Origin of the sequence: Lysinibacillus sp. NPDC048646, from assembly GCF_050272295.1 — a bacterium.
GTDB lineage: Bacteria > Bacillota > Bacilli > Bacillales_A > Planococcaceae > Lysinibacillus.
In genome coordinates this window covers 23,880-48,846 of sequence record NZ_JBNNLZ010000021.1, presented here as the reverse complement: position 1 = coordinate 48,846, position 24,967 = coordinate 23,880, and the positions used below count along the sequence as shown (strand labels likewise).

At 37.6% G+C, this 24,967-nt stretch carries 23 protein-coding genes, 1 pseudogene and 1 riboswitch; of the genes and pseudogenes, 15 read left to right on the top strand and 9 right to left on the bottom strand.

Annotated elements, in window-relative coordinates:
• Positions 1–32: 32 nt before the first annotated feature.
• The 4 genes from ACQKII_RS18790 to ACQKII_RS18775 all read right to left on the bottom strand — a co-directional run bounded on the left by ACQKII_RS18790 (position 33) and on the right by ACQKII_RS18775 (position 1,862).
• Positions 33–341 carry a monooxygenase gene (locus ACQKII_RS18790; protein ID WP_427461851.1) on the bottom strand — a complete coding sequence of 103 codons (309 nt, stop codon included), beginning with the start codon at positions 339–341 and terminating at the stop codon, positions 33–35.
• 206 nt (positions 342–547) lie between these two features.
• Complete coding sequence (locus ACQKII_RS18785) at positions 548–862, bottom strand: DMT family transporter (RefSeq protein ID WP_427461849.1); 315 nt, start codon at positions 860–862, stop codon at positions 548–550.
• Positions 862–1,215, bottom strand: coding sequence for a DMT family transporter (locus ACQKII_RS18780; RefSeq protein ID WP_427461847.1), 354 nt, complete (start codon positions 1,213–1,215; stop codon positions 862–864). Before ACQKII_RS18780 ends, ACQKII_RS18785 begins: the two co-directional genes overlap by 1 nt.
• Positions 1,216–1,283: 68 nt before the next feature.
• Complete coding sequence (locus ACQKII_RS18775) at positions 1,284–1,862, bottom strand: TetR family transcriptional regulator (protein WP_427461845.1); 579 nt, start codon at positions 1,860–1,862, stop codon at positions 1,284–1,286.
• A 152-nt stretch (positions 1,863–2,014) separates the two neighbouring features.
• Here ACQKII_RS18775 and ACQKII_RS18770 point away from each other — a divergent pair, with 152 nt between their 5' ends.
• The 4 genes from ACQKII_RS18770 (at position 2,015) to ACQKII_RS18755 (ending at position 5,708) form a co-directional block, all read left to right on the top strand.
• A complete protein-coding gene (locus tag ACQKII_RS18770; RefSeq protein ID WP_427461843.1) occupies positions 2,015–2,185 on the top strand; it encodes a hypothetical protein in 171 nt (56 codons plus the stop codon).
• A 74-nt stretch (positions 2,186–2,259) separates the two neighbouring features.
• Entirely contained in the window at positions 2,260–3,429 is a 1,170-nt protein-coding gene (locus ACQKII_RS18765; protein ID WP_427461841.1) for an endonuclease Q family protein, read from the top strand.
• A 140-nt stretch (positions 3,430–3,569) separates the two neighbouring features.
• Complete coding sequence (locus tag ACQKII_RS18760) at positions 3,570–5,189, top strand: S-layer homology domain-containing protein (protein ID WP_427461839.1); 1,620 nt, start codon at positions 3,570–3,572, stop codon at positions 5,187–5,189.
• Positions 5,190–5,339: 150 nt separating this feature from the next.
• The gene (locus ACQKII_RS18755) at positions 5,340–5,708 is read left to right on the top strand and encodes an ion channel (protein ID WP_427461837.1); all 369 of its coding nucleotides are present in this window, start codon (positions 5,340–5,342) and stop codon (positions 5,706–5,708) included.
• Between the two features lie 53 nt (positions 5,709–5,761).
• Here ACQKII_RS18755 and ACQKII_RS18750 read toward each other — a convergent pair whose 3' ends face one another.
• Positions 5,762–6,049: a DUF2653 family protein gene (locus ACQKII_RS18750; protein ID WP_427461833.1), complete on the bottom strand. Its 288-nt coding sequence runs from the start codon at positions 6,047–6,049 to the stop codon at positions 5,762–5,764.
• Complete coding sequence (locus ACQKII_RS18745) at positions 6,037–6,510, bottom strand: hypothetical protein (RefSeq protein WP_427461832.1); 474 nt, start codon at positions 6,508–6,510, stop codon at positions 6,037–6,039. The genes ACQKII_RS18750 and ACQKII_RS18745 overlap by 13 nt, the downstream gene beginning before the upstream one ends.
• Positions 6,511–6,690: 180 nt before the next feature.
• Between ACQKII_RS18745 and ACQKII_RS18740 the strand changes: the two genes are divergently transcribed.
• The 3 genes from ACQKII_RS18740 to ACQKII_RS18730 all read left to right on the top strand — a co-directional run bounded on the left by ACQKII_RS18740 (position 6,691) and on the right by ACQKII_RS18730 (position 10,909).
• Positions 6,691–7,707, top strand: a complete 1,017-nt coding sequence (locus tag ACQKII_RS18740; protein ID WP_427461830.1) for a YdcF family protein — start codon at positions 6,691–6,693, stop codon at positions 7,705–7,707.
• A 73-nt stretch (positions 7,708–7,780) separates the two neighbouring features.
• Positions 7,781–9,064: an SEL1-like repeat protein gene (locus tag ACQKII_RS18735; RefSeq protein ID WP_427461828.1), complete on the top strand. Its 1,284-nt coding sequence runs from the start codon at positions 7,781–7,783 to the stop codon at positions 9,062–9,064.
• Between the two features lie 549 nt (positions 9,065–9,613).
• Positions 9,614–10,909, top strand: a complete 1,296-nt coding sequence (locus ACQKII_RS18730; protein ID WP_427461826.1) for a protoglobin domain-containing protein — start codon at positions 9,614–9,616, stop codon at positions 10,907–10,909.
• Between the two features lie 283 nt (positions 10,910–11,192).
• Here ACQKII_RS18730 and ACQKII_RS18725 read toward each other — a convergent pair whose 3' ends face one another.
• A complete protein-coding gene (locus ACQKII_RS18725) occupies positions 11,193–11,402 on the bottom strand; it encodes a hypothetical protein (RefSeq protein ID WP_427461824.1) in 210 nt (69 codons plus the stop codon).
• A gap of 176 nt (positions 11,403–11,578) precedes the next feature.
• On the opposite strand from ACQKII_RS18725, the gene hemG reads away from it, so the two are divergent.
• The 4 genes from hemG to ACQKII_RS18705 all read left to right on the top strand — a co-directional run bounded on the left by hemG (position 11,579) and on the right by ACQKII_RS18705 (position 19,227).
• Positions 11,579–12,967, top strand: a complete 1,389-nt coding sequence (gene hemG / locus ACQKII_RS18720) for a protoporphyrinogen oxidase (protein WP_427461822.1) — start codon at positions 11,579–11,581, stop codon at positions 12,965–12,967.
• A gap of 124 nt (positions 12,968–13,091) precedes the next feature.
• Positions 13,092–13,193, top strand: a riboswitch (SAM riboswitch).
• A gap of 97 nt (positions 13,194–13,290) precedes the next feature.
• Complete coding sequence (locus ACQKII_RS18715; RefSeq protein ID WP_427461820.1) at positions 13,291–15,138, top strand: bifunctional homocysteine S-methyltransferase/methylenetetrahydrofolate reductase; 1,848 nt, start codon at positions 13,291–13,293, stop codon at positions 15,136–15,138.
• Positions 15,131–18,562, top strand: a complete 3,432-nt coding sequence (metH, locus tag ACQKII_RS18710) for a methionine synthase (protein ID WP_427461818.1) — start codon at positions 15,131–15,133, stop codon at positions 18,560–18,562. The genes ACQKII_RS18715 and metH overlap by 8 nt, the downstream gene beginning before the upstream one ends.
• 164 nt (positions 18,563–18,726) lie before the next feature.
• Positions 18,727–19,227, top strand: coding sequence for an N-acetyltransferase family protein (locus tag ACQKII_RS18705; RefSeq protein ID WP_427461817.1), 501 nt, complete (start codon positions 18,727–18,729; stop codon positions 19,225–19,227).
• 15 nt (positions 19,228–19,242) lie between these two features.
• Here the strand turns inward: ACQKII_RS18705 and ACQKII_RS18700 are convergent.
• Positions 19,243–19,445, bottom strand: a pseudogene (locus ACQKII_RS18700) (IS5/IS1182 family transposase); the annotation flags it as partial.
• Between the two features lie 254 nt (positions 19,446–19,699).
• Between ACQKII_RS18700 and ACQKII_RS18695 the strand changes: the two are divergent.
• From ACQKII_RS18695 to ACQKII_RS18680, 4 genes are all read left to right on the top strand, one after another.
• Positions 19,700–20,731, top strand: a complete 1,032-nt coding sequence (locus tag ACQKII_RS18695; protein ID WP_427461815.1) for a fatty acid desaturase — start codon at positions 19,700–19,702, stop codon at positions 20,729–20,731.
• A gap of 223 nt (positions 20,732–20,954) precedes the next feature.
• Positions 20,955–22,100, top strand: a complete 1,146-nt coding sequence (locus ACQKII_RS18690) for a sensor histidine kinase (RefSeq protein WP_427461813.1) — start codon at positions 20,955–20,957, stop codon at positions 22,098–22,100.
• A 19-nt stretch (positions 22,101–22,119) separates the two neighbouring features.
• Positions 22,120–22,725, top strand: a complete 606-nt coding sequence (locus ACQKII_RS18685) for a response regulator (protein ID WP_427461811.1) — start codon at positions 22,120–22,122, stop codon at positions 22,723–22,725.
• A gap of 87 nt (positions 22,726–22,812) precedes the next feature.
• Positions 22,813–23,529 (top strand): 3-ketoacyl-ACP reductase, encoded by a 717-nt coding sequence (locus ACQKII_RS18680; protein ID WP_427461809.1) that lies wholly within the window; start codon positions 22,813–22,815, stop codon positions 23,527–23,529.
• A 393-nt stretch (positions 23,530–23,922) separates the two neighbouring features.
• Here the strand turns inward: ACQKII_RS18680 and ACQKII_RS18675 are convergent, their stop codons facing one another.
• Positions 23,923–24,897 (bottom strand): proline dehydrogenase family protein, encoded by a 975-nt coding sequence (locus tag ACQKII_RS18675; RefSeq protein WP_427461807.1) that lies wholly within the window; start codon positions 24,895–24,897, stop codon positions 23,923–23,925.
• Between the last annotated feature and the right edge of the window lie 70 nt (positions 24,898–24,967).

The window sequence follows — 24,967 nt, the reverse complement described above, 5'->3', positions numbered from 1 at the left end:
CAATACATTTGAGAAAGGTCCATTTTTATTTGTTATTGTTGAATTGGGCCGTGGTTAATCTTAGATAATGCTTCATTCACTTCAAAAATTTTGCTACGAATAGTAGTGACACCGAAGCTTGTTAAACGAGCAGAGTGCATAGCTAAATATTTTTCAGCACTTTCTTTACTATTAAATAAGTACACGCCACCAGCTTCTTTAGCAACTGCATTTTCAGTCCAAATCTTCCAGATGAAACCTTCTTCATCGTTAATACTTCTTGCTAAGTCTTGAAAACCTTCAGACATTTCTACACCAAAAGGTCCGTCCATTGTAAAGTCAACCTGTAACAAATAAGCCATTTTTTTTAACTCCTTTATAAGACTTCCTTCAAATTCGCACTAAAACAAGTGAGTAACTAACAATGTTGGTCAAACGCCTCAAGCAAGTCTATCGTAAGATCGCTACTAGCTTGCTCATGAAAAAAACGTTTATACGGCATATTTAACAATACGATGGACTGAAGCTGACGCCATTGACATCTGAAAAATAAAATTTCTTTTTCGCATTAAGCTACTGCTTTTAAACCAGCTACACCAATGATAATGGCAATGATACTAATAATTCGGGTAAAGTTTTTAGATTCTCCAAAGAAAATAATATTAACGACTACGGCACCAACAGTACCAATGCCAATCCATACTATATAGGCAATACTTAACTGTAAATAGTTAAAGGATGCATATAAAAGGGCGAATGACAGACCAAAACCGCCAACATATAATAAGAAATCACGTACCGTTTTTTTCTGACTGTAGAAACGTAAACCAACCACACCGACAATTTCTGCAATAGATGCTAATAAAACGAGTAACCAACCCATTATGCTTCCGCCTCTTTCTTTGTATCCTTATTTGTTGGTGAATTATCAGCCAGCTTAAGCCCAATAACGCCAAGAACTAAAATAAACATAAAGATGGCCTTAATAGCGTTAAATTCACCATCAAAAATAAAAATGTCCATCAGAGTTGTTCCAATTGTCCCTATTCCAGCAAAAATTGCATACACAGTTCCAGTAGGTAGGTTTTCACAAGCCTTTGATAGAAAATGAAAATCAAGAGCAATTAGGGATACAATAATAATCCAATGCCACCAAGTGCTTGCTACATTAAAGCCGAAAATCCAAAACAATTCAAATAAACTTGTTAAACCAACATAAATCCAATCTTTTTGCATCGTTAAATTCCTTTCTTAAATAATTTTTGACTGACAATCAGTCAATTAGGCAGTAAAAGAGAACGTCACTATTTGTGACGTAGGCCGAGTGCATGATGTAAAAAATCAAGAAGTTCAAGTTTTTGGAGTTTAATTGTTTCATCCTCACTGTCATCATACAAATAAATCTGCTCAGCTGCAGACTCTACTAAACCAATAATAAGCTTCGTAGAGCGTGTGGTATTTAAAGAACTGCGTATAATACCCTTCTTTTGTGCCATTGATAAGAAATTGTTCATCCATTCATAGTATGGTGCATAGATGTTTTCCCATTCTTTCATATGCTCTGTTTGGGTGATCCCAGCATAAATAAGAGCAAAGACATCTCGATATTCTTCCGTTAAAGAAAAGACAATATCTATTACTTTTTCAAGCTGTTGTTCAAATAATTCCTGCCCATGAATGCCTTGTTCAATGGCTGCTATAATTTTTTCGACCATGACTTTTGCAATAGCTGGCATGACGGACAGACGTGATGGAAAGTAAAGATAAAATGTGCCTTGTGCAATTCCAGCAGCTTTAACGATATCAGACACTTTCGCTTTTTCAATTCCTTTTTCACGAAATACTTCAATAGCGGCTTGAATAATTTTTTCTTCTTTTGACATCTGAAATCCCTCACTTTTGGAGTACTTATTTAGTATTTTACTGAATAGATGAAATGAAGTCAAAACAAATGACTGATAATCAGTCAGTATTTTTTTTGTATATATAGGTGCTTTTCCGGGAACTTTACTTCTGAAAGGATACGTGATGACAAATGGAAGAGGTTAAGTTTGCTCAATTAGATCAACAGCAGCTCGATAAAATAAATGAGCTGGAGGAGAAAATTGGTGTTACTTTAGTTGCGTATGATTCTGCAACAACGCCATCACAAGGATCGGGTGCTTTTCAGGCTAATAATAGCACTCATAATAATCATCCATCATAATTGTGGGAATGCCTTGCAGCTATGTAAGGTTTTTTCATTTTATTGAAAAGTAATGCTTAAAGGAGAGGTTTTCAATGTTCAAAGAGTACTATGCAGATTTACATATTCATATTGGGCGTACGTTAAGTGACCGTGCAGTAAAGATTACAGGTAGTAAAACTTTAACATTAACAAGGATTTTAGAGACAGCAAGTGCTAGAAAGGGGCTAGACATAATTGGGATTATTGATTGCCAATCGCCTGAAGTAATAGAAGAAATGACGATAATGATTAATCGGGGTGAACTGCAGGAATTAGCTGAAGGGGGTCTTCGTTTTCAAGAGACAATTCTTATCCCCGGCTCGGAAATTGAAATATATGATCGTAACTGTCAAGGACCCATTCATGTGCTAGCCTATTTTCCAACGCTTTTGAAAATGAAGGAGTTTTCGGAATGGATGCGTAAATATATGAAAAATATCCATTTGAGCTCTCAGCGTATTTATTGTGATGGTCGAACATTGCAAGAAAAGGTGCGTGATATAGGGGGACTTTTTATTCCTGCGCATGTATTTACACCTTTTAAAAGCTTGTTTGGTAAAGGCGTACATCTCAGTTTGACGGAAGTATTTGATCCACAGTTAATTGATGCAGTCGAACTAGGCTTAAGCTCAGATACAAATATGGTGAGTGATATAAGCGAACTTCAACAATATACATTCGTGACGAATTCCGATGCACATTCACTCGGAAAAATTGCTCGTGAATATCAAAAGCTACGATTAAAGCAGGCAAACTTTTCAGAACTAAAAAAAGCGCTTCATGAATGGGAAGGTCGAGCGATTGTAGCCAATTATGGATTAAATCCCTTGCTCGGTAAATACCATCAAACAGTATGTACAAAATGTGGGGAACAGTTAAAAACAGCAGCAACAAGCTGTACAGTTTGTGGTAGTGTGCAAATTATAAAAGGTGTTGCGACGCGTATAAAAGAATTATCTGATCCTATTGGGAATGTTCGTGAAAGACCTCCTTATATTCATCAAGTTCCTCTTGAATTTATTCCAGGTTTAGGTCCGAAAATGATGGAACGTCTAATTGAAGCTTTTGGTACGGAGATGACTATCTTGCATCAGGTTACAGTAGAACAGCTTGAACAAATCGTGCCCCATAAAATTGCAAAAATGATTGATTTAGCCCGAACAGGCCAATTAGGTATTGCTGTGGGTGGCGGTGGTGTTTATGGAAAGGTTCAGTTCGAATAGAAAAACAAATAACTTGGCACACAATAGAAAATAGTAGAGGTGCGCAGAAGATAAATTGCATAACCTTGCAATTATTTAACCTATTTTAATCCTTTATCTAGTAAACTAGTTACTATTAGATTGTTAGGAGGAATAGGAATATGCAATTTTCAAAGAAATTCCGTTTTTTAGCTGCTAGTGTACTAGCCTTGCAATTAACAATTCCGGCAGTTGCAAGTGCAGAGGAAACGAGCGATACGATAGCACCAAGCTGGATGAAACAGGCAGATTACGTTGCGCTTGGTGATTCCTTGGCACATGGTATGAATGAGATCGGTGCTATTGGATTGGGGTATACAGATTTTGTAGCGCAAGTTTTGCAACAAGAGGGGTTTATAACATCCTATAACAAAGGATTTGCCTATTCAGGTTATACAACAAAAAATGTGTTGGCAGACTTAAAAAGTGATGTGGAAAAACCAGTAACCGGCTTTGGTTACACAAGTGAGCAGGCAAAACTTCGTGATTCTATTAAAGAAGCGGAGCTAATAACGCTAACAGCGGGGGCCAATGATTTATTGCCAATTTTAAAAGAGTCACTTGCAACAAGTGTGAACGCAGTAGAAATATTAAAAGCTTCTCAGGAAGCAATGAAGAATATTGCAGCTATTTTAGCGGAAATTAACAGTCTAAATCCTCAAGCGCAAGTATACGTCATGGGTTACTATAATTCTTTCCCATATTTAAATGAAGATGTACAGTCGCAATTTAAAATGCTACTAGCAGTCATGAATACGACAATTAAAACAACTGCAGAAAAAGCGGGGGCAGTATTTGTTCCAACTATTGAGGTTGTGGCAAAAGATGTGGCGAACTATTTACCAAACCCAGAAAATATTCATTTAAGTGAAGCAGGATACTCAGCAGTAGCGAACGAAGCATTTTTACCAATTATCAAAGCAAGTACATTATGGGATGCATCTACTGCAATACGAGTAAACGTTGAAAATAGTACAACAATACAGGTGAATTGGCTGGAAGCAACTGATAATGTAGGCGTGACAAAATACAATATCTACGTGAATGGACAGCTAACTTCTTCACAAAGTGCTGATAAAACGGCTATTATTCTTGAAAATCTAGTAGAAAATACTGCTTATACAGTTGCTGTAAAAGCAGTAGATGCAGCGGGCAATGAAAGTATACAAAGTCCATCGGTAATGTTTACAACGGCGGGTACACTAAGTTTTACAGATACCGAAAATCATTGGGCCAAGGATTTTATTCAAAAAGCAGCAAAAGCAGGTATTATGAAGGGCTATTCTGATGGTACGTTTAAACCAGAGCAAAATGTAACACGTGCACAAGTGGCGACGATGCTAGTCCGAAGTCTAGGTTTAACAACAACAGAAAAAGCACCATTTAAAGACATCGCAAACTATGATGCAGAGACACAACAAGAAATTTCAGCTGCATATGCATATGGTCTGATAAAAGGTAATAATGGACAATTTAACCCTGGTCAACCCGTTACTCGTGCACAGTTAGCGTTAATGATTAGTCGTGCATATGAACAGCAAATGAAGCAAGCCTATGTCGCGAAAGATGGTGTGCCATTTACGGATATCGCCGCTTATAATGAGGAGACAAAGCGTGCAATCAGTATGCTATATGAGTTTGGAATTGTTACAGGCAGTAATGGAGAGTTTTTACCAGCTGCTCCAACAAAACGAAGTCATGCAGCGAAAATACTCGTGAATTTTGCTGAGCAGTTGAAATAAAATTATTCAATATTTATTATATCTTTGTTACATTATCTAGTATGGGTAAAAACAAAAGGTAGTGGTTTCGAAAGAGACCCCTACCTTTTGACGTTCAACTTAGAAAACAAGTATATTTTTAATAAGCTGTTATTTGTAAAGGAGAATGAAATGCTATCTTTTATTTTATCTACAAAAAGATTGTTAGGGGGATTATGGAGGGCATTTAAACGACCACAATTTATCTCATTGTTTACAACACTGTCTTTAATCATTCTTTCGGGTACCATGTTTTATAAGGGGATAGAAGGTTGGGACTGGCTCGATGCCTTGTATTTTGCAGTAGTAAGTTTAATTCCAACAGGCGTTGAAACAGGGCTTTATCCAACAAGTGATTTTTCAAAGGTATTTACGATGATTTATCTAGTGATTGGTACAGGGGTTATGTTTATTATGCTTTTAATGCTCGGTCGATCGATGGTTGATTTTTCAATTGTAGAAGGGAAACAAGAAAAATCGAAAAAATTTAATAAAAATTAAAAAGCATTTCAATAAATCTATTTTATAGATTTATTGAAATGCTATTATTATGACTATGAAAGTTTAGCAATAATGCCTTCTTCATCGTCTAACACAAGCTCGATGCCCGTTGAGAATGGATCGCCATGTAACACATCTTTGATCCATACACGTAATGCACCAATCATTGCAGGCGTATCTAAAATTTCTGCTTGTCCAGCAATTTCTACATCTGCACCAAAGCCTGTTTCATCATCATACATAAGCTCAACAATGATTTCATCGGGTTGAATTTTTTTGTGATATGCTTGTGATAAGCAGATTGCATTAATGATATCTTGCTCATTAATTATTTGTGCCATTGTGTAGCTTCCTGTTCTTTACGTTTTTTATCCTTGAACATATTGAAGATTTTCACAACTAGCATCACGATAACTGCAATCGCTGCAAAGTTAATCAATAAACCTAAAATATTCCCAAGTATACCCATTCCGCCAAATAAACTACCGAATAGTAAACCGGCTAAACCACCTAGCATTAAACCCTTCATGAGACCACCAGAGAAGAAGCCGCCCTTTTTAGCGGTAGCTGAATCCGTTTTGTTTGTAGAAGTCGTGTTTTTATTTGTTGTTGCATTATTTTGATCTTTAGATGTATCCTGAGATTTTTGGATATTCGAGCTATTGTTATTGTTTGAGAAGCCCTTCTTACCTGATTTGTACGATTTTGCTTCTGCAGTAGGTGTGTCTGAAACTAAAAGTGTCGCACCAACAGACGCAAACATGAGTGTCGCTGCAAAAAAAGCAGCAAGAATTTTTTTCATTACTTACATTCCTCCAACATAATCTTTTGTTTTGTCATAAAATAGTTCTTAATAGTAAGTTTACATGAACTAATGGGAAAAACAAAATAATCGCTTCTGTAAATTAAGGAATAACGAAATATATGAACAAGTAGTGTCACTATAAAAGATATGCATACACTACAGAATGGGGTGAACATAATGATTCAATCATTAATAGTATTGATAGCACTATTTTTAATAGTGTATTTAACAGAGAAAAGGCGATTTATCAATGTAGTTGTACTTGGCCTACTAGGATTGTTTATGTTGAGAGAAATAATCATGTATTACCCTTTATTGATTCCGAATGAGCAGGGAATCGTGTCGGAGATGGGGATAGTGATTCTACTAGGAAGTTTCCCTAGTGTAATGTTTATATTGTCGATTGCGATGTTTTTTAATAGTAAAGTTTTACTTGAAAAAGAAGGACGTAAATTTCGAAATTTATTACTAGCTATTATTGGTTTGAGCTTTTTTATCATGATGATTTGGTATGTATTTATTATTTTTATGCATATCGAAAATGCAGTTTGGCATATCCTTTTCTTCTATGCATTTTTGATTTTTGGCTATACAATGTTTTTATATACAAGCGTGATGGCCTACGCAACCGTTTATCATTTTACACCTATTACCTATGAGCCTAACTATATTATTGCGCTTGGTTCAGGGTTAATTGGGGACAAAGTGCCACCTCTTTTAGCTAGTCGTTTAGATGAAGCGGTGAAGCAATATAAAAAATACGGTGAACGTCCTATTATTATCGTCTCGGGTGGGCAAGGTAGTGACGAAAAAGTATCCGAGGCATATGCCATGAAAAAATATATTGTTGATGTGCACCAATTACCAACTCAAAAAGTACTAATGGAAGATAAATCGACGAATACTGAGCAGAATATGGCCTTCTCCAAAGCAATAATGGATGAGCATGCACAGGGAAAAAAATATCGTTCTTTGTTTGTCACAAATAATTTTCATGTATTTCGTGCAAGTATTTATGCAAAAAGGGCGAAAATCGATGCCGAAGGTGTTGGCTCAAAAACAGCTTTTTATTATATACCTAATGCTTTTACTCGCGAATTTATTGGTTTATTAGAAATGTATAAATGGGTTCATGTGACGGTCTTTTTATTCATTACATTATTTGTAGGAATAATACTGAGAGCATATGTGTAATCATTCTTGAACTGCCTTCCATATAATGATGATAAGGCAGTTTTTTTACATAGCGCGCAAGGGAGGGAAAACAATGTATGGTCAATTTTTAGCAAAGCAAAATAAGGAACGAATTAAGTCCTTACAACAGCTAACAACAACACAAAATACATGGTTTGCACAAAACATCGCATTACTGACTTTTGAGGAAGTGCAACTAACGACCTTGCAAAAAATGCTGTATCAAGTTGTTCAGGGTCTTTTAAGGAAAAATCAACAACGCCATCTACAAATTGTGCACCCAGAGCAAACACAGACAGTAAAGGAAAATGTATTAACTCTTTTAGCTGAATATGATGATTTGTTACGGGAAGCAATCCCTCTCCCAATTTATATTTTAATTTGGCAAATGACTTCACTTGAGAAATTAGCTTATACAACTGAGGTTGTTGACGATGTACTGGATGTGGTGGAGTGGTATTTTGCCCATCAAGACGGAGAAGTTGAAGTATTTGAAGAGGAAGATTTAGATTATGAAGAAATAATTGACTTATATAAAGAAGCGATCGAAGAAAAAGATGCAGAAGCGCAATTTGAGCTTGGAGAGTATTATAGTGAAGATGACGCACCCTTTCAACCTGAAAAATCGATCAAGTGGTTCGAATTAGCAGCATTGCAGGGCAATGCTGATGCCCAGTATGTACTTGGTAACTATTATTTTGAGGGTATTGGTGTAACAGAAAATTATGATCGTGCGTTGTCGTTCTATGAGGCTGCAGCAAAGCAAGGGCATGCAGATGCTGCGAACAACTTAGCTGATATGTATTTTAATGGTGAGGGTGTACCAGAAAATATGGTACTTGCGAAGCAGTGGTTCGACTTCGCCGCAGCACATGGTGTAGCAGAAGCTATGTTTACATTAGGTATTATGTATGAGCAAGGCTTAGGTGTGACAATTGACGAAGAACAAGCATTTCTTTCCTATAAGAAATCAGCCGAATCAGGTTATGTAGAGGCACAATACAGACTTGGTGGAATTTATTTAGAGGGGCAGTTAGGACAAATACGAGATGTAAATCGTGGTTTGTATTGGTATGAAAAGGCTGCAGTACAATATCATGTAGATGCCTTTTATGACTTAGGTTTTATTTGGAGTAAAGGCTTAACAGGTATTCGTAATATAGAAAAAGGCATTCATTGGTTCAAACAAGCAGCACTTCAAGGAGACCCGGAAGCAAAATTACAACTTGGACATATATATAACAAGGGAGAAGGTATTCCGCGAAATGTTAAAGAAGCTAAAAAATGGTATGAACTTGCAGTTAAAGCTGGTATCGAAGAAGCCACTATTTTACTTGAAGAATTAGAGAAATTGTAAATTATGTTTAAATAATATACAGGTATTTATAATCAATTGTAACATCGGTTTATGCAGTCTTAAAATACTATCTTTAAATCTTTTCTAGGATAGTTCACATAGTATGCGGTTATTAGTTTATAAGTTAAGTAAAATGATGGTTAATTTTTTGTCAGAGGTAACAGGGAAATAGTTAAAGCTGTAAAACGTGAAAAAGTAGAGTGTAATAATTAAGGCTACTCCAAAAATCAGGAGTAGTCTTTTTAGTGTTTTTTGCATTATTTTGTTAAGTATGGGATATTTAGTGGATTAAATTAGGGTATTGAATGGAAAAATGTGTTTAATATAAAATTGACAATCAGGGACAAAATCTATAATGTATATGAGGTATTTTTAAATTGTGAATTAATGTATTTTTGATTATTTTTGTGAAATTATATTATGTTATTTTATTGTAATAATAGCGATGCTAATGGAATCTTTTCGAATATTCATAAATATATATTGGGAAACGGATATAGTATTTGGCTCAGCTTTTTAAAGTAATTGTTAATGAAAGAGGGAAAATGTGTGATTTTTCAAAAACTGAAAAAGGCAACGGCATTAGATTTGCAACAATACACAGTTAAAATGGATATTTCTAGCCAGCAGCCAATGGTAAAGCAGATTGAAATGCTTAATTTAACGAAACGAGATTTACAATATTTAAAAGCTTTCCAACCATTTGTTGAGGACAATATTAATCACATTGTTGACCGATTTTATGACATGATTGTAACTGAGCATAGTTTAGTAGATATCATTAATAGACATAGTTCTGTGGAAAAGCTGAAAGTCACACTCTGTCGTCATATTATTGAAATGTTTAATGGTAATATAGATGATGATTTTTATACAAGACGCATTAATATTGCAAAAGTACATGTACACATTGGACTTAGAACACAATGGTATATTTGTGCTTTCCACGATTTAACCATGTCATTTATAGACTTAGTAGAAAAACATGTAGAACATCCGATGGACCAATTCAATACGATACGTGCTATTTCTAAGATTTCAAATTTTGAACAACAACTTGTCTTAGAATCATTTGAGAATACAGTTGTACAGCTTAAGGAAAATGTAGAACGAGGAAAAGAAGAGGTCGAGAAAAAAATTGTTGAGTCTTCAGAAGGGCTTGCTACGATCTCTCAGGAAACAAATGCTTCCTTCCATCTTTTGAATAGGCAATCTGATGAAATTAAGCAACTGGCGAAAAAATCTCTTCAAGTGTCCACTTTAGCGGAAAGCCAGGCGCTAGAAGGACGGGAACGATTACAAAATCAATCCATGAATATGAATAATATTATTCATTCACTCGATGATATTACAGATAACATTGAGCAATTGTCAGATATGTCGAAGGAAATGGAATCAATTATGAATGTTGTAACAAATATTGCGAACCAAACAAACCTACTAGCATTAAATGCTGCGATTGAAGCAGCTCGAGCTGGAGATGCAGGAAAAGGCTTTAGTGTTGTGGCAGATGAAGTACGGAAATTATCAGATCAAACGAAGGAATCTGTCACAGCGGTTGCGGGATTATTGCAGAAAACGAATGAGCGGACAGATAAACTCGTTCATTCACTTAGTAATATTCAGGAAGAAGTAGCGTCTGGTGAAGAAAACATGGTACAGACTGAAGGTCAATTCAATAAAATATTGGATGCTATGACAGAAGCAAAATGTCAAAATGACCTTATGGAAAAGGAAGTACAGGCTGTTGCAGAGATTTTAAGTGAGCTTGGACTTTCTTTTAACGAAGTAACAAATTCGGCCGACAAATTAGCGAACTTCGCCCAAAATATTAACTTAAACTAGAAATTTAACTGCTTTTGTCACAGAAGATGGAGCTAACTAAAAGATGAATGAGGCTGGGACAAAAGAGAAAAAGTGTTAGATTGACTGAGGTCGATCTAGCACTTTTTTGCTGTAAGCGTTGATGTCCGCTACGGCGGACGCTTTCCAGGGGCGTGGCCTGAGCCTGTAGTCTCAGGCGTCGCCACCTTCGCTACCATCAACTAGTGCTCTCTTCTAAATTTTCCTTCATTTTAGATAGCAAAAATTTAATAACGCCTTTGCTCCTCTTTCTTAAAATTTAAAGTTATGTCCCAGCCTCGTTTTTTTGGATATAAAGGTAAAAATCCTTTGACTGAAATGTAGCAACAGGTGCAATTTTATGAAACGTTAACTTCAGAAAGGCAGGAGTACGAAATCCTGTAGGGAAGATAAATGGAACGGTGGCTAAAATAATCTCAACCTGTGACAATTTATCTGGGCGGATACGTAACGTCAATGAAGCTGTCAGCAGCACACGGCTTGTCCCCCAGAAGTGTAGCAAAATTTATTATAGAGGAAGAACATTGTAATAGTTCAGCGTACTTTTTTGAAGGGCTCCATTTTTGCTAAATTTGTAAAGGGTTTAACGTAATTCTTAGCGAAAAAAGTTTATACTGAATGGAGAGAAATAAAGAAATAGGGGCGGTTAAGATGAAAACAGTGGTTGTATTAGGTAGCGGTATTACAGGATTGTGTACGATGCATTATTTACAACGCCAGGTGAAGCAAAAGGGCTTGGATGTAAAACTAGTGCTCATTGAAAAAAATGCATACTTAGGTGGCAAACTCCATTCTGCATATGAGCAAGGCTTCATCATGGAAACAGGAGCAGATTCCATCGTGGCTCGACATAAAGGAGTCATGGAGCTCGTGCAGGAGCTTGAGTTTGAAGAAGAACTTGTATTCAACGAAACCGGTATATCTTATATTTATACAAATAATGAATTACATGCCATTCCGGCAGACTCGACATTTGGTATTCCAATGAGTCTAGCCTCTCTTGAAGCTAGCACACTTGTATCAGCAGCAGGAAAGCAAGAAGCATTGAAAGATTTAACAATGCCAAATGAAGGTTTTACAAAAGAAAGCTCCATTGGCGAGTTTTTAACATACTATTTAGGCGAGGAACTTGTGAAAAATCAAATAGCACCAGTGCTAGCTGGGGTATACTCAGGGAATTTAAATCAGCTATCCATTGGCTCAACGTTACCGTACTTAATCGACTATAAAAATGACTATGGAAGTGTGATCAAAGGCTTTGATGCGAATCGCGAGCAATTTGTAAAAGCTACAAATAAAAAATTTATTTCATTTAAAAAAGGTTTGTCATCACTTATTGACCGACTTGAAGAAACGTTAACGGATGTAGAAATTGTCAAAGAGATAGCGACAACACAGGTGAAGAAAGAGGAGGGCCACTATGGTGTTACGTTAGCAAATGGTGTAACGATTGAAGCAGATCATGTCGTCTTAGCATTGCCTAACGAGGCTGTACAATATTTATTGCAAGACACGTCATTAAATAATTATTTTGAAAAATTTAATACCGCATCAGCGATTACGATTTATTTAGGCTTTGATGTACCGGATGCTGTCCTCCCAGCAGACGGAACGGGCTTTATTGTGTCACATAATTCGAATTTACAATGCAATGCGGCAACATGGACGAGCAGAAAATGGCAGCATACATCAGCAGACAGTAAATTACTTGTACGATTGTTTTATAAGAGCATTAACCCTGCCTATGAGGAATTATGTGCAATGACAGATGAAGAATTGGCTGTTGTAGCACTAGAGGATGTACGAAAAAGCTTAGGTATTGAGGAAAACCCAACTGTTGTGAATGTTACGAAATGGATTGATCAAATGCCAAAATATGATTTAGCTCATCAAGAAGCATTAAAAGGATTAACAGCTGAACTTGCAGAAAGATATCCTAATTTATCAATTGCAGGTTGTTCTTATTTCGGCGTAGGGATCGGTGCTTGTATTCAAAATGGTAAAAAAATCGGTGAAGAGCTAGCTGAAAAATTATCTTAAGTTTTAGGGAAAACTCAAAAAACATTTATTTCGTGTGAAAAATCCTTTGTTACGTGAAATAGTCTTGACTCTATCGTTTGTAAACGATATGATTCTTTTAATTATTTAAAAAATTCATACTACATTCTTATCAAGAGAAGCTGAGGGACTGGCCCTGCGACGCTTCAGCAACCAACTTCGTGTCAGGTGCTAAATCCAGAAGACCTTTTTGGTCCGAAGATGAGAAGGAAAAAACAATTACGATTCGTTAAAGCCTTCTTTTTTTGTGAAAGAAGGCTTTTTATATTTTTATTTTGAAAACAAGGGAAGCGAGGTTACGTTTTATGGGATTGCTTGAAAAGTTAAAAACACAAGTCTTAACAGCAGATGGTGCAATAGGCACTGTACTATATGGTTATGGTTTGGAGTACTGCCACGAAGAAATGAATGTACAACGACCAGAATTAATTGAAAAGATTCATCGTGAATATATTGCGGCTGGCGCTGATATTATCCAAACTAATACATATGGTGCCAATGCGATTAAATTAGCTCGATATGGGTTAGAAACACGTGTGCAGCAGTTCAATGAAGCAGCGATTACGATTGCCAAGCGTGCAGCAGCAGATGGTGGACAATTTGTACTTGGTACAATCGGAGGAATCCGTGGTATTCGTAAAAGTGATGCAACATTAGAAGAAATTTTAATGACTGTTGAAGAACAGGCAACAGTGTTACTTGCAGGTAATCCAGATGGCCTTTTACTAGAAACGTATTATGATTTTGAAGAGTTAACAGCATCATTATCCATGTTACGGACAAAAACAAATTTACCGATTATTGTACAAGTATCCATGCATGAGCCGGGGATACTGCAAAACGGGATGACATTAAATCATGCCTTACATGAGTTAGAGACACTTGGTGCGGATGTGGTTGGTGTTAACTGTCGATTAGGCCCCCATCATACAATTCAAGCATTCGAAGGGGTAGAGCTTCCTGATAAGGCATTTATGTCAGCATATCCGAATGCTTCTCTATTAGATGTGGAGGATGGACGTGTCGTATATGAGTCAGAAGCAGATTACTTTGGTCGAGCGGCAGTTGCTCTACGAAATCAAGGCGTACGTTTAATCGGTGGTTGTTGTGGGACGACACCCAAGCATATTGCTGCAGCTAAAAAATACTTAGAAGAGCTAGCACCTGTTGAAGAAAAATATGCAAAGCCAGAAAAGGTTGAAATCGTTCGTGAGGCAGAACCCGCAACGTATGAGCCGTTACATGAAAAGGTCAAACGTGAGCGTTCTATCATTGTAGAATTAGATACACCAAGACATTTAGAAATTGACGGTTTTATGGATGGGGCCAAAAAGCTCTACGATGCAGGCGCTGATGTGGTGATGATGGCAGATAATTCTTTAGCATCCCCGCGTATTAGCAATATTGCGATGGGCGCTTTGCTTAAGGGAACACAAGGTATACGACCACTGACGCATATTACATGCCGCGACCGTAATTTAATTGGTCTGCAATCGCATTTGATGGGCCTAAATGCACTTGGGATTCATGATATTTTAGCAGTTACTGGGGATCCGACAAAGGTGGGCGATTTCCCAGGTGCGACAAGTGTTTATGATGTATCCTCAATGGAACTTATACAACTTATTAAGCAGTTGAATGAAGGAGTATCATTCTCTGGAAAGCCACTTCGTAAAAAGGCTAACTTCTCGGTAGCGGCAGCATTCAATCCGAATGTACGTGTATTGGACCGTGCCGTGGTACGATTAGAGAAGAAGATTGAACATGGTGCAGATTACTTCATTTCACAGCCTGTGTATACGAAGGAAAAGATTGTAGAAATTTACGAGGCAACGAAGCATTTAGACGCACCGATTTATATTGGAATTATGCCCGTTACGAGCTATAAGAGTGCAGAGTTTTTACACCATGAAGTGCCAGGTATTAAATTATCTGAGGATGCATTAGCACGCATGAAGGCTTGTGGTGACGATAAGGATCGTGCAACGTTAGAAGGAATTGAGATTGCAAAAGAATTAGTAGAAGTAGCGGCGGAATATTTCAATGGTATTTACTTAATAACACCATTTTTACGCTATGATATGACGCTAGAGTTGATGCAATATATTGAGCAATTGGATGAACAGAAAAAAGGGGTACGTATAGATGGCTAAGCACTTAATTGAAGAGCAACTAGAGAAAAGAATTTTAATTCTTGATGGCGCAATGGGTACAATGCTACAAAATGAAAACTTATCTGCAGAGGATTTTGGCGGTGAGGAGCTTGATGGTTGTAATGAGAATCTTGTGCTAACAAGACCGGATGTACTGGATAAGGTTCACCGAAAATATTTAGAAGCAGGTGCAGACATTATTTGTACAAATACGTTTGGGGGTACACCAATCGTATTAAATGAATATAATCTTGGCGCAAAGACCGAAGAAATTAATAAGCGTGCTGTGGAAATTGCTCGTAAGGTTGTGGATGAGTTTTCGACACAAGCATGGCCTCGTTTTGTGGCCGGAGCGATGGGACCGACAACCAAAACATTATCCGTAACCGGTGGTATTACATTTGATGAGCTTGAGGAAAACTTCTATGTGCAGGCGAAGGCATTAATAGAAGCAGGTGCAGATCTTCTTTTACTAGAAACGAGTCAGGATATGCTGAACGTAAAGGCTGGGACACTAGGTGTGTCACGTGCCTTTGAAACTACTGGAAAAGAAATCCCGGTGATGATTTCAGGTACGATTGAACCAATGGGAACAACACTTGCAGGTCAAACAATTGATGCATTTTATATTTCAATTGAGCATATTAAGCCGTTATCAGTTGGCTTAAACTGTGCAACAGGTCCAGAGTTCATGACAGACCATATTCGTTCACTTGCAGAGCTTTCTACTGGCTATATTAGCTGTTATCCAAATGCAGGCTTACCGGACGAAGAAGGTTGCTATCATGAATCACCAGAATCACTTTCGCAGAAATTAAAAGGCTTCGCTGAAAAAGGTTGGTTGAATATTGTCGGTGGTTGTTGTGGGACTACACCAGCGCATATTGCAGCTATCCGCGAGGCAATAAAAGATGAAAAACCACGTCAATTACCTGAAGCGACACACGGGCATGTTGTATCTGGTATCGAGCCATTAGTCTATGACGATTCCATGCGACCATTATTTATTGGGGAGCGGACGAATGTTATTGGCTCACGTAAATTTAAAAACTTAATTATAGATGGTAAGTTTGAGGAAGCAGCAGAAATTGCCCGTGCGCAGGTGAAAAATGGCGCGCATGTTATCGATATTTGTTTAGCAAACCCTGACCGTGATGAATTAGCAGATATGCGTGGTTTCATGCAAGAGGTCGTGAAAAAGGTGAAAGTGCCACTTGTAATTGACTCAACAGATGAAAAAGTGATTGAGGAAGCGTTGAAATTCTCTCAAGGTAAGGCCATCATTAACTCCATTAACCTTGAGGATGGCGAGGAACGTTTTGATGCGGTTATGCCTCTTGTGAAAAAATATGGTGGCTCATTAGTTGTCGGTACAATTGACGAACAAGGTATGGCGGTAGATCGTCAGCGCAAGTTAGAAATTGCCGAACGTTCTTATCAATTATTAACGGAGAAATGGGATCTAGCACCAGAAGACATTATTTTTGATCCTTTAATGTTCCCAGTTGGTACAGGAGATGAGCAATATATTGGTTCAGCACTTGAAACAATTGAGGGAATTCGACTAATCAAAGAAAAAATGCCAAGAGCATTGACAGTGCTCGGTGTTAGTAATATTTCATTCGGTTTACCACCAGTAGGTCGGGAGGTTTTGAATGCCGTCTATCTATATCACTGTACACTAGCTGGCTTAGATTATGCGATTGTCAATACGGAAAAGTTAGAGCGCTATGCGTCGATTCCTGAAGAGGAAATTAAGCTTGCTAACGATTTATTATTCAATACGAATAATGAAACACTTGCAGTATTCACCGATTTTTATCGTGATAAGAAGAAAGAAAAAACTGAAGCGGATATTCCAAAAACAGTGGAAGGTCGCTTAGCTTACTATATTTTAGAGGGTACAAAGGAAGGGCTAATTGAAGATTTAGACGCTGCTCGTGAAATTTATGATGCACCACTTGATATTATAAATGGTCCATTAATGAAAGGGATGGCTGAGGTAGGTCGCTTATTTAACGATAATCAGCTCATCGTGGCGGAAGTTCTACAATCAGCAGGTGTTATGAAGGCAGCAGTAGCACATCTTGAGCAATTCATGGAAAAAGATGAAGAAAGCGCAGGCAAAGGTAAAATGGTGCTTGCTACTGTAAAAGGCGATGTGCATGATATCGGTAAAAACCTAGTGGATATTATTTTAAGTAACAACGGCTTTAAGGTAGTGGATCTTGGCATCAAAGTTACACCAGCGCAGTTAATCGAAGCCGTTCGCAAGGAGAAGCCTGATTTCATCGGACTTTCTGGCCTACTTGTAAAATCTGCACAACAAATGGTTATTACCGCACAGGACTTTAAGGAAGCGGGTATTGATGTCCCAATTTTAGTAGGTGGTGCAGCATTGTCTCGTCGCTTTACAGAAACGAAAATTGCTAACGAATATGATGGTCCTGTTATTTATTCTAAGGATGCGATGCAAGGGTTAGAGCAAGCAAATCTATTAATGGGTACGGAGACTCGAAAGCACTTTTTAGCAGAAATTGCAGACTCGCGTCAAAAACGATTAGAGGCCGATGAAAAACGTGCGGCTCGCCCTGTGAAAGAAGTAACAGTTAAGCCTGCCCGTACAGTCAAGGATGCGAGTGTTTTCTTACCAGCGGATGTTCGTCGCCATGTGAAAAAGGATTATTCTGTCTCTCATTTATATCCTTACGTGAATATGCGCACATTAATTGGTCATCATTTAGGCTTAAAAGGGCAAGTACAACAATTACTAGAAGCTGGGGATTCTCGTGCTACAGAACTAAAAGATTTAGTAGATGACTATCTACAAAGCGACTTGCTGAAACCATCAGGCATGTATCAGTTCTTCCCAGCGCAAGCAGATGGTGATGATGTAGTGATTTATGATCCAGCAGATAGTAAAACAGAAATAGAGCGTTTTACATTCCCACGTCAACAGATTGAGCCTTTTATGTGCCTGGCAGATTTCTTAAAAACAGTAGAAAGTGGCGAAATGGATTATATTGCACTCATGGTTGTAACAGCAGGACAAGGTGTGATGGTAACGGCACGACAGTTAAAAGAACAAGGGAAATTCTTAGAAAGTCATGCGCTGCAATCAACGGCTCTTGAATTAGCAGAAGGTTTTGCTGAGCGAATGCATCAAGAAATTCGTGACCAATGGGGATTCTCTGATGCAACAGACTTCACGATGCGCGACCGTTTTGCAGCGAAATACCAAGGACAGCGTTTCTCATTTGGCTACCCAGCGTGTCCAAACTTAGAAGACCAAGAGAAATTATTCGGCTTATTGAAGCCAGAGGATATTGGTGTTCAGCTAACAGAGGGCTTTATGATGGAGCCGGAAGCATCTGTGTCAGCGATTGTGTTTGCACATCCAGATGCACGATATTTTAACGTGTAATGTTAAGACAAAAGGTTTGACTTTACGTAGTAAGAACCAAAGTAAAAGCCTCGGCGGATGTCACGGATTTTGAATTGGGCTTGTTCAATTCAAAATCTCATGACATCAATTACGTTAAGACGTAATTGATTATGTGTAATACCTACAGTAGGGACGTGTAGACGATGATTCGATTAATGGAAGTAAAAGATTTACCCGAGGTTTTAGATATCTACAATGACATCATTTTAACGAGTACAGCTGTATATCGTTATGAAACGCAATCATTAAATGAAAAGAGACAATGGTTTGACGAGCAAAAACAATCAGGTAATCCACTGTTAGTCTTTGAGGAAGACGGAGAAGTGGCAGGTTTTGCTACATATAGCCAGTTCCGTCCATACCCTGGTTACAAGCATACGATGGAGCATTCGGTATATGTGCATAAAGAACATTATCAGAAAGGTATTGCGACTAAGCTGATGCGTGAATTAATACGAATTGCCGAGGAGCAAGGGGTCAAAACACTTGTAGCGGGTATTGATGCCGTGAATGTAGGAAGTATTAAAGCTCATGAAAAATTGGGTTTTGAATATGCAGGAACGATCAAAAATGCAGGTTATAAATTTGAAGAATGGCTGGATTTAGCGTTTTATCAACTACATTTAACCGGACCGAAAAACTAAAAAGGATATGACATTCACATCTGTATTTTGGAAGAGACGTTCATAATTTTCACAGAAGGTAGAGAAATGAGGGACCTTTTGACACATTGAAAGAATGTTAAAGACATATTGAACAAAAATTATTTTAAAGAGAACGATTGGATTATTACTTGGACACCCATAAGGTGAATATGGTTTTCAACTAATGGATAGATAAAACAAAAATCAATCGCTGCCTCCTGCGGGAAAAGCGGGAAGTCGAGATCCTGGACTGAGCGAAGTAGCTCGACCCCGTCGGTAGTGGAAATCAACGGTTTTTTCTGATTTTATTGTAAAAAAAAGACTGTTGGCAAACTCAAAATTTTTCAAGTTGGTCTACGATCTGAAAGGATATGACATTTGTCATATCCTTTTTATGATGTTTGCGTCTGTTGCGCATTATAATCTTATTTTATGATGAGGTCATAAGCAAAAGGAAACGAGGGAAAACGAAATGGCTACAGATAAAGAAAAAACAAAAAAACTGCGCCAAGATGTAGCACCATTTGCGAAATCAGATACTGGTAAAAGTGTTTTTCAAATGGTGAATACAATTGTCCCGTTAATTGTTCTATGGGTCGCTGGATATATGTTAGTTGATGTCTCACCTTGGCTAACTGCGGGTTTAAGTGTAATTTCAGCTGGATTTGTCGTACGAGCATTCATTATTTTCCATGATTGTACACACGGTTCATTTTTCAAAAGTAAAAAAGCAAACGACTGGGTTGGCTTATTTACTGGAGTAATAACTTCATTCCCATATGAAAAATGGAAGCGTGAGCATACAATTCACCACGCAACAAGTTCGAACTTAGATAAGCGTGGTATCGGTGATATAGATATGATGACAGTGGAAGAATATTTAGAAGCTTCTAAAGGGCAACGTTTATGGTATCGTTTTTACCGTAATCCACTTGTAATGTTCGGTTTAGGTCCACTATATATGGTGTTAGTGTTAAATCGTTTTAACCGTAAAGATGCAAAACCAAAGGAACGTGCGAATACGCATATTACGAATGTTATTATTGCAGGTGTTTGTGTAGCGTTAATTTACTTCTTGGGCTGGCAGTCATTCTTGTTAGTGCAAGGTGTCACATTATTCATTGCAGGTTCACTGGGAATTTGGTTATTTTACATCCAACATACGTACGAAGATTCTTATTTTGAACATGATACTGAGTGGGATTATGTAAAAGCAGCTGTGGAAGGTAGTTCATACTATAAATTACCGAAGCTATTACAATGGGCAACTGGTAATATTGGTTTCCACCATGTTCACCATTTAGCACCTCGTGTACCTAACTACAACCTTGAAAAAGCGCATAATGAAACACCGCCTTTACAAACAGCAACAACAATTACATTGCGCACAAGTTTAGAATCATTACGCTACAAATTATATGATGAAGAACGTGGGAAATTTGTATCATTTAAAGATGTTAATGAAATTATTAAACGAAAAGCGAAAGGCAGTATAGCTGCTTAGTCGAAATTGATCAGCCATCTCATCTTGGGATGGCTGTTTTACATAAGGTGGCCTTTTGTATGGAAACGTGAAGCCACAGAAACGAAAGTTTGACTGTGCGAAAGCGAAGCGACAGCAACGAAAGTTTTGACCGTGCGAAAGCGAAGCGACAGCAACGAAAGGGGCGCATGTATGCTTTTCTTGTTATAATAAAGGGAAAAGTAGGAAAGATCGTGAGGTTATGATGAGAAAGTGGCATAGTATTATACCGAATAGTCCCATGCTTAGCATTTATTTATGGATTATTTTTTGTTTTCTACCGTTTTTCTTTATTTTTAAAAAATCTTCATATATAGAAATATCGATAGGTATTACCTTTTTAATGCTGTATTTTATTTTTTATCGTTTTTCCGTAAATTCGAAAAATGGGCTCGTTTATATGTGGATTAGCTTCGAGATGGTCATTAATATTATTTTAACTATACTATACGGCTATGTGTATTTATCCATATTCACGGCGTTTTTCATCGGAAACATTCGTAGACCTGTAGGCTTTTATATTATGTACGGCTTGCATATAGGCTTCACAGTGATTTCTACAGGGATTGGTTTCTTCGTGGAACTGCACTTATTTTTATCGCAGCTTCCCTTTGTAGTACTAACGATTTTAGCAGTTGTACTCTTGCCGCTTACTATTTATTCCAAAAATAAACGTGAAAATTTAGAAGGTCAATTGGAAACTGCGAATGAAAGAATTGCGGAATTGATTATTTTTGAAGAACGACAACGCATTGCGCGTGATTTACACGATACACTAGGTCAAAAATTATCGATGATTGGATTGAAAAGTGACCTAGCCTCAAGACTTATTGCGCGTGATCCGCAGCAGGCGTTAGTAGAGATTAGAGATATTCGACAAACCGCAAGTATTGCGTTAAAAGAGGTTCGTGAATTAGTTTCAGATATGCGTACAGCAAAATTTGAGGATGAACTTATGCGTATTTCTCAAATCCTAAAAGCGGCCGAAATGGAGTTTGTTTTTGATGGTGATAAGGATTCACTACAGGTGCCACCCCTTGTGGAGAATGTTTTATCCATGTGTTTAAAAGAGGCGGTAACGAATGTCGTCAAGCATAGTGGTGCCACTAAATGTGAAATTGCCTTCCATCAAAATTTCAAAGAAGTATACCTAGTCGTCCGTGATAATGGACAGGGTATTTCAAAAAAGCAGGTATTGAAGAGTGGTAATGGATTAAATGGGATGCGAGAGCGTTTAGAATTTATCAATGGCTCCTTTAAGATAGAGAATGAGGAAGGCACAACATTAACCGTGTCCATTCCGGTGACCATCACACATCAAAAAGTCAAAGAAAACCTGAAGAACATATAGAGGAAAAGAGGATTGTGACATGATTCGAATTGTAATTGCTGAAGATCAAGGTATGCTGTTAGGGGCACTTCGTTCGTTACTCAGTATGGAGGATGATATGGAGGTCGTTGGGTTAGCAAAAAATGGTGAGGAAGCATTGGCACTTGTAGAAGAGTATCAGCCTGATATTTGTGTCATGGATATCGAAATGCCAGTGAAAACTGGACTTGATGCTGCTGAAGAATTGCATGGTTCGGATTGTAAAGTCATTATTTTAACAACTTTTGCCAGACCAGGCTATTTTGAACGGGCAAGAAAAGCAGGTGTTCGTGGTTATTTACTTAAGGATAGTCCAATAGAGGAATTGGTAAGTGCTATTCGCACGATTATGGACGGTAAACGTATATATGCTCCTGAACTTGTTGATTTTGTGTATGAGGATGATAGTGAAAACCCTTTAACTGAGCGCGAAAGTCAAGTGCTGACATTGGTTGCTGAAGGTAAGACAACAAAGGAAATTGCAGCAGAGTTATTTTTATCGGCGGGAACTGTACGTAACTATATTTCAACTATCTTAGAAAAGTTACATGTTGGGAATCGTATTGAAGCTATTGCCCGCTTTAAAGAAAAAGGTTGGAATAAGTAAGACTTCTGAATGTACTTTTGACAGATGAATAGGTATGCTAAAAAACGAAGATTTAATCTATAAACTATTCAAAAGGGAGTAAGAGGTATGCAAACTATTTCTGGAAAAACTGCTTTAATTACTGGTGCGGGTCGAGGTATTGGACGTGCGACAGCAATCGCCTTTGCGAAAGAAGGCATTAACGTTGGACTTGTAGGCCGTACAGTAGAGAATTTACAACATGTCGCAGAAGAGTTAAAGGCGTATGATGTGAAGGTAGCAATTGCGGCTGCAGATGTAGCCAATTTAGATTCTATTTCAAAGGCTGTAGAAACCATCCGTGCGGGGTTAGGCCCAATCGATATTTTAGTAAATAACGCAGGTATTTCAAAATTCGGTAAGTTTTTAGAACTTTCACCAGAAGACTGGACAAATATTGTAGATGTAAATGTAAAAGGTGTGTATTACACAACGCGTGCTGTACTACCTGAAATGATTGAACGTGAATCAGGAGATATCATTAATATTTCATCTACAGCAGGTCAAAAAGGTGCTCCAATTACAAGTGCCTACAGCGCATCGAAAGCAGCCGTTATCGGTATGAGTGAGTCATTAATGTTAGAGGTTCGTAAGCATAATATCCGCGTTGTGACGCTAACACCAAGTACGGTCGCAACAGATATGGCTGTTGAATTACAATTAACTGACGGCAATCCTGAAAAAGTTATGCAGGCGGAGGACCTAGCTGACTTAATGGTAGCCCAATTAAAATTACATCCACGTGTTGTTTTAAAACATGCTGGTTTATGGTCAACAAATCCTTAAATATGTGGCGGGAAGCAAATTCTCGCCGCATTTTTTTTTTTGTAAGGCATGTATCGGAGAAATGAAAATATCGTCCATAATTATTATAATATTCACGATAAATTAAGGAACATTTCGGATAAAACTATAAAATGAAACTTCAATTAGTGAGGGTTTTCTTCATTCCCCACAATAAATAGAGGAACACAAGCTAAAACCTTCACATCCTGTGAAAAAGCTTGTGTGACCAACATCCTGTTGCCCCGAACCAATAGGGCGTTTACAAGTCAGTTGATCGCCAACCTAGTTTCTCTTTTAACTTGAGGCGGGCGTGTCTTACTGACCGTTAATGCGGGATAAATGTGTCTGATAAATAAAAAGACCTTATCGCCAATAGACGATAAGGTTGGAAGATTATTTATTGCGCTTTGTTAAGCGTCCAAGAACGAATGCACCTGCTGCAACAGCGAGGATTGTATTCGTTTTTTTCGTAAATACTTGTTTTGTTACAAGATTAATATTTTGTGGGCGCTCTGCTAAACGACGCATAAAGTAACCGTACCAATCTTCGCCAAATGGTACGTATACGCAGAAGTTATAGCCTTCTTTTGATAGCTCTTTTTGCATGTCCGTACGGAAGCCGTAAAGCATTTGGAATTCGAATTTATCAAGCGGTATATTATTGTCAGCGACAAAGCGTTTTACGTGAGCGATGACATTATGGTCATGTGTTGCAATTGATGTGAATTTACCGTGAAGTAAATGGTATTCAATAAGTTCGATATAGTTTAAGTCAATATCTAATTTATCTTGGAAAGCTACTTCGACAGGTTCTTTATAGGCACCTTTTACGATTCGTAGACGATAATTTTGGAATTTCTCGATATCATCTTTTGCACGGTAAAAGTATGATTGAATAACTGTGCCGACATTATTAAATGTTTTAGAAAGTTCTTCTACCATATCAAAGGACGTTTGGAGACGACCGTAATCTTCCATATCAAAATTCACAAAAATATCATGTGCAGCTGCTTTTTCAACAATTTCATATAAATTGTCATAGCAAAAATCAACGTCAATATCTAAGCCCAACTGAGATGGCTTTAGTGATATATGAGCATTGACACCGTTTTCATGAATCGCTTCAATAACAGCAAGGATTTGTTCTTTGGCCGCAGTTGCTTCTTCTTCACTAGAAACAAATTCCCCTAAGTTATCTACTGTACAAGAGATATTATGGGCATTTAGTTCTTTGATGCTTGCAATCGTTTCTTCTATATTTGTACCAGCTACTACATTTTGGGCTCCTAATTTTAGGCCGTATTTTTTAGCAGTACTATTTAATAGTTGGTTCTCAGATAATTGAATGAAAAAATCGCGTAATAACATGGTCATTCTCCTCACAGCATTTTTCTTTCTAGTATAACATATTTGGAAAATATGTAATGGATTCGTGGAA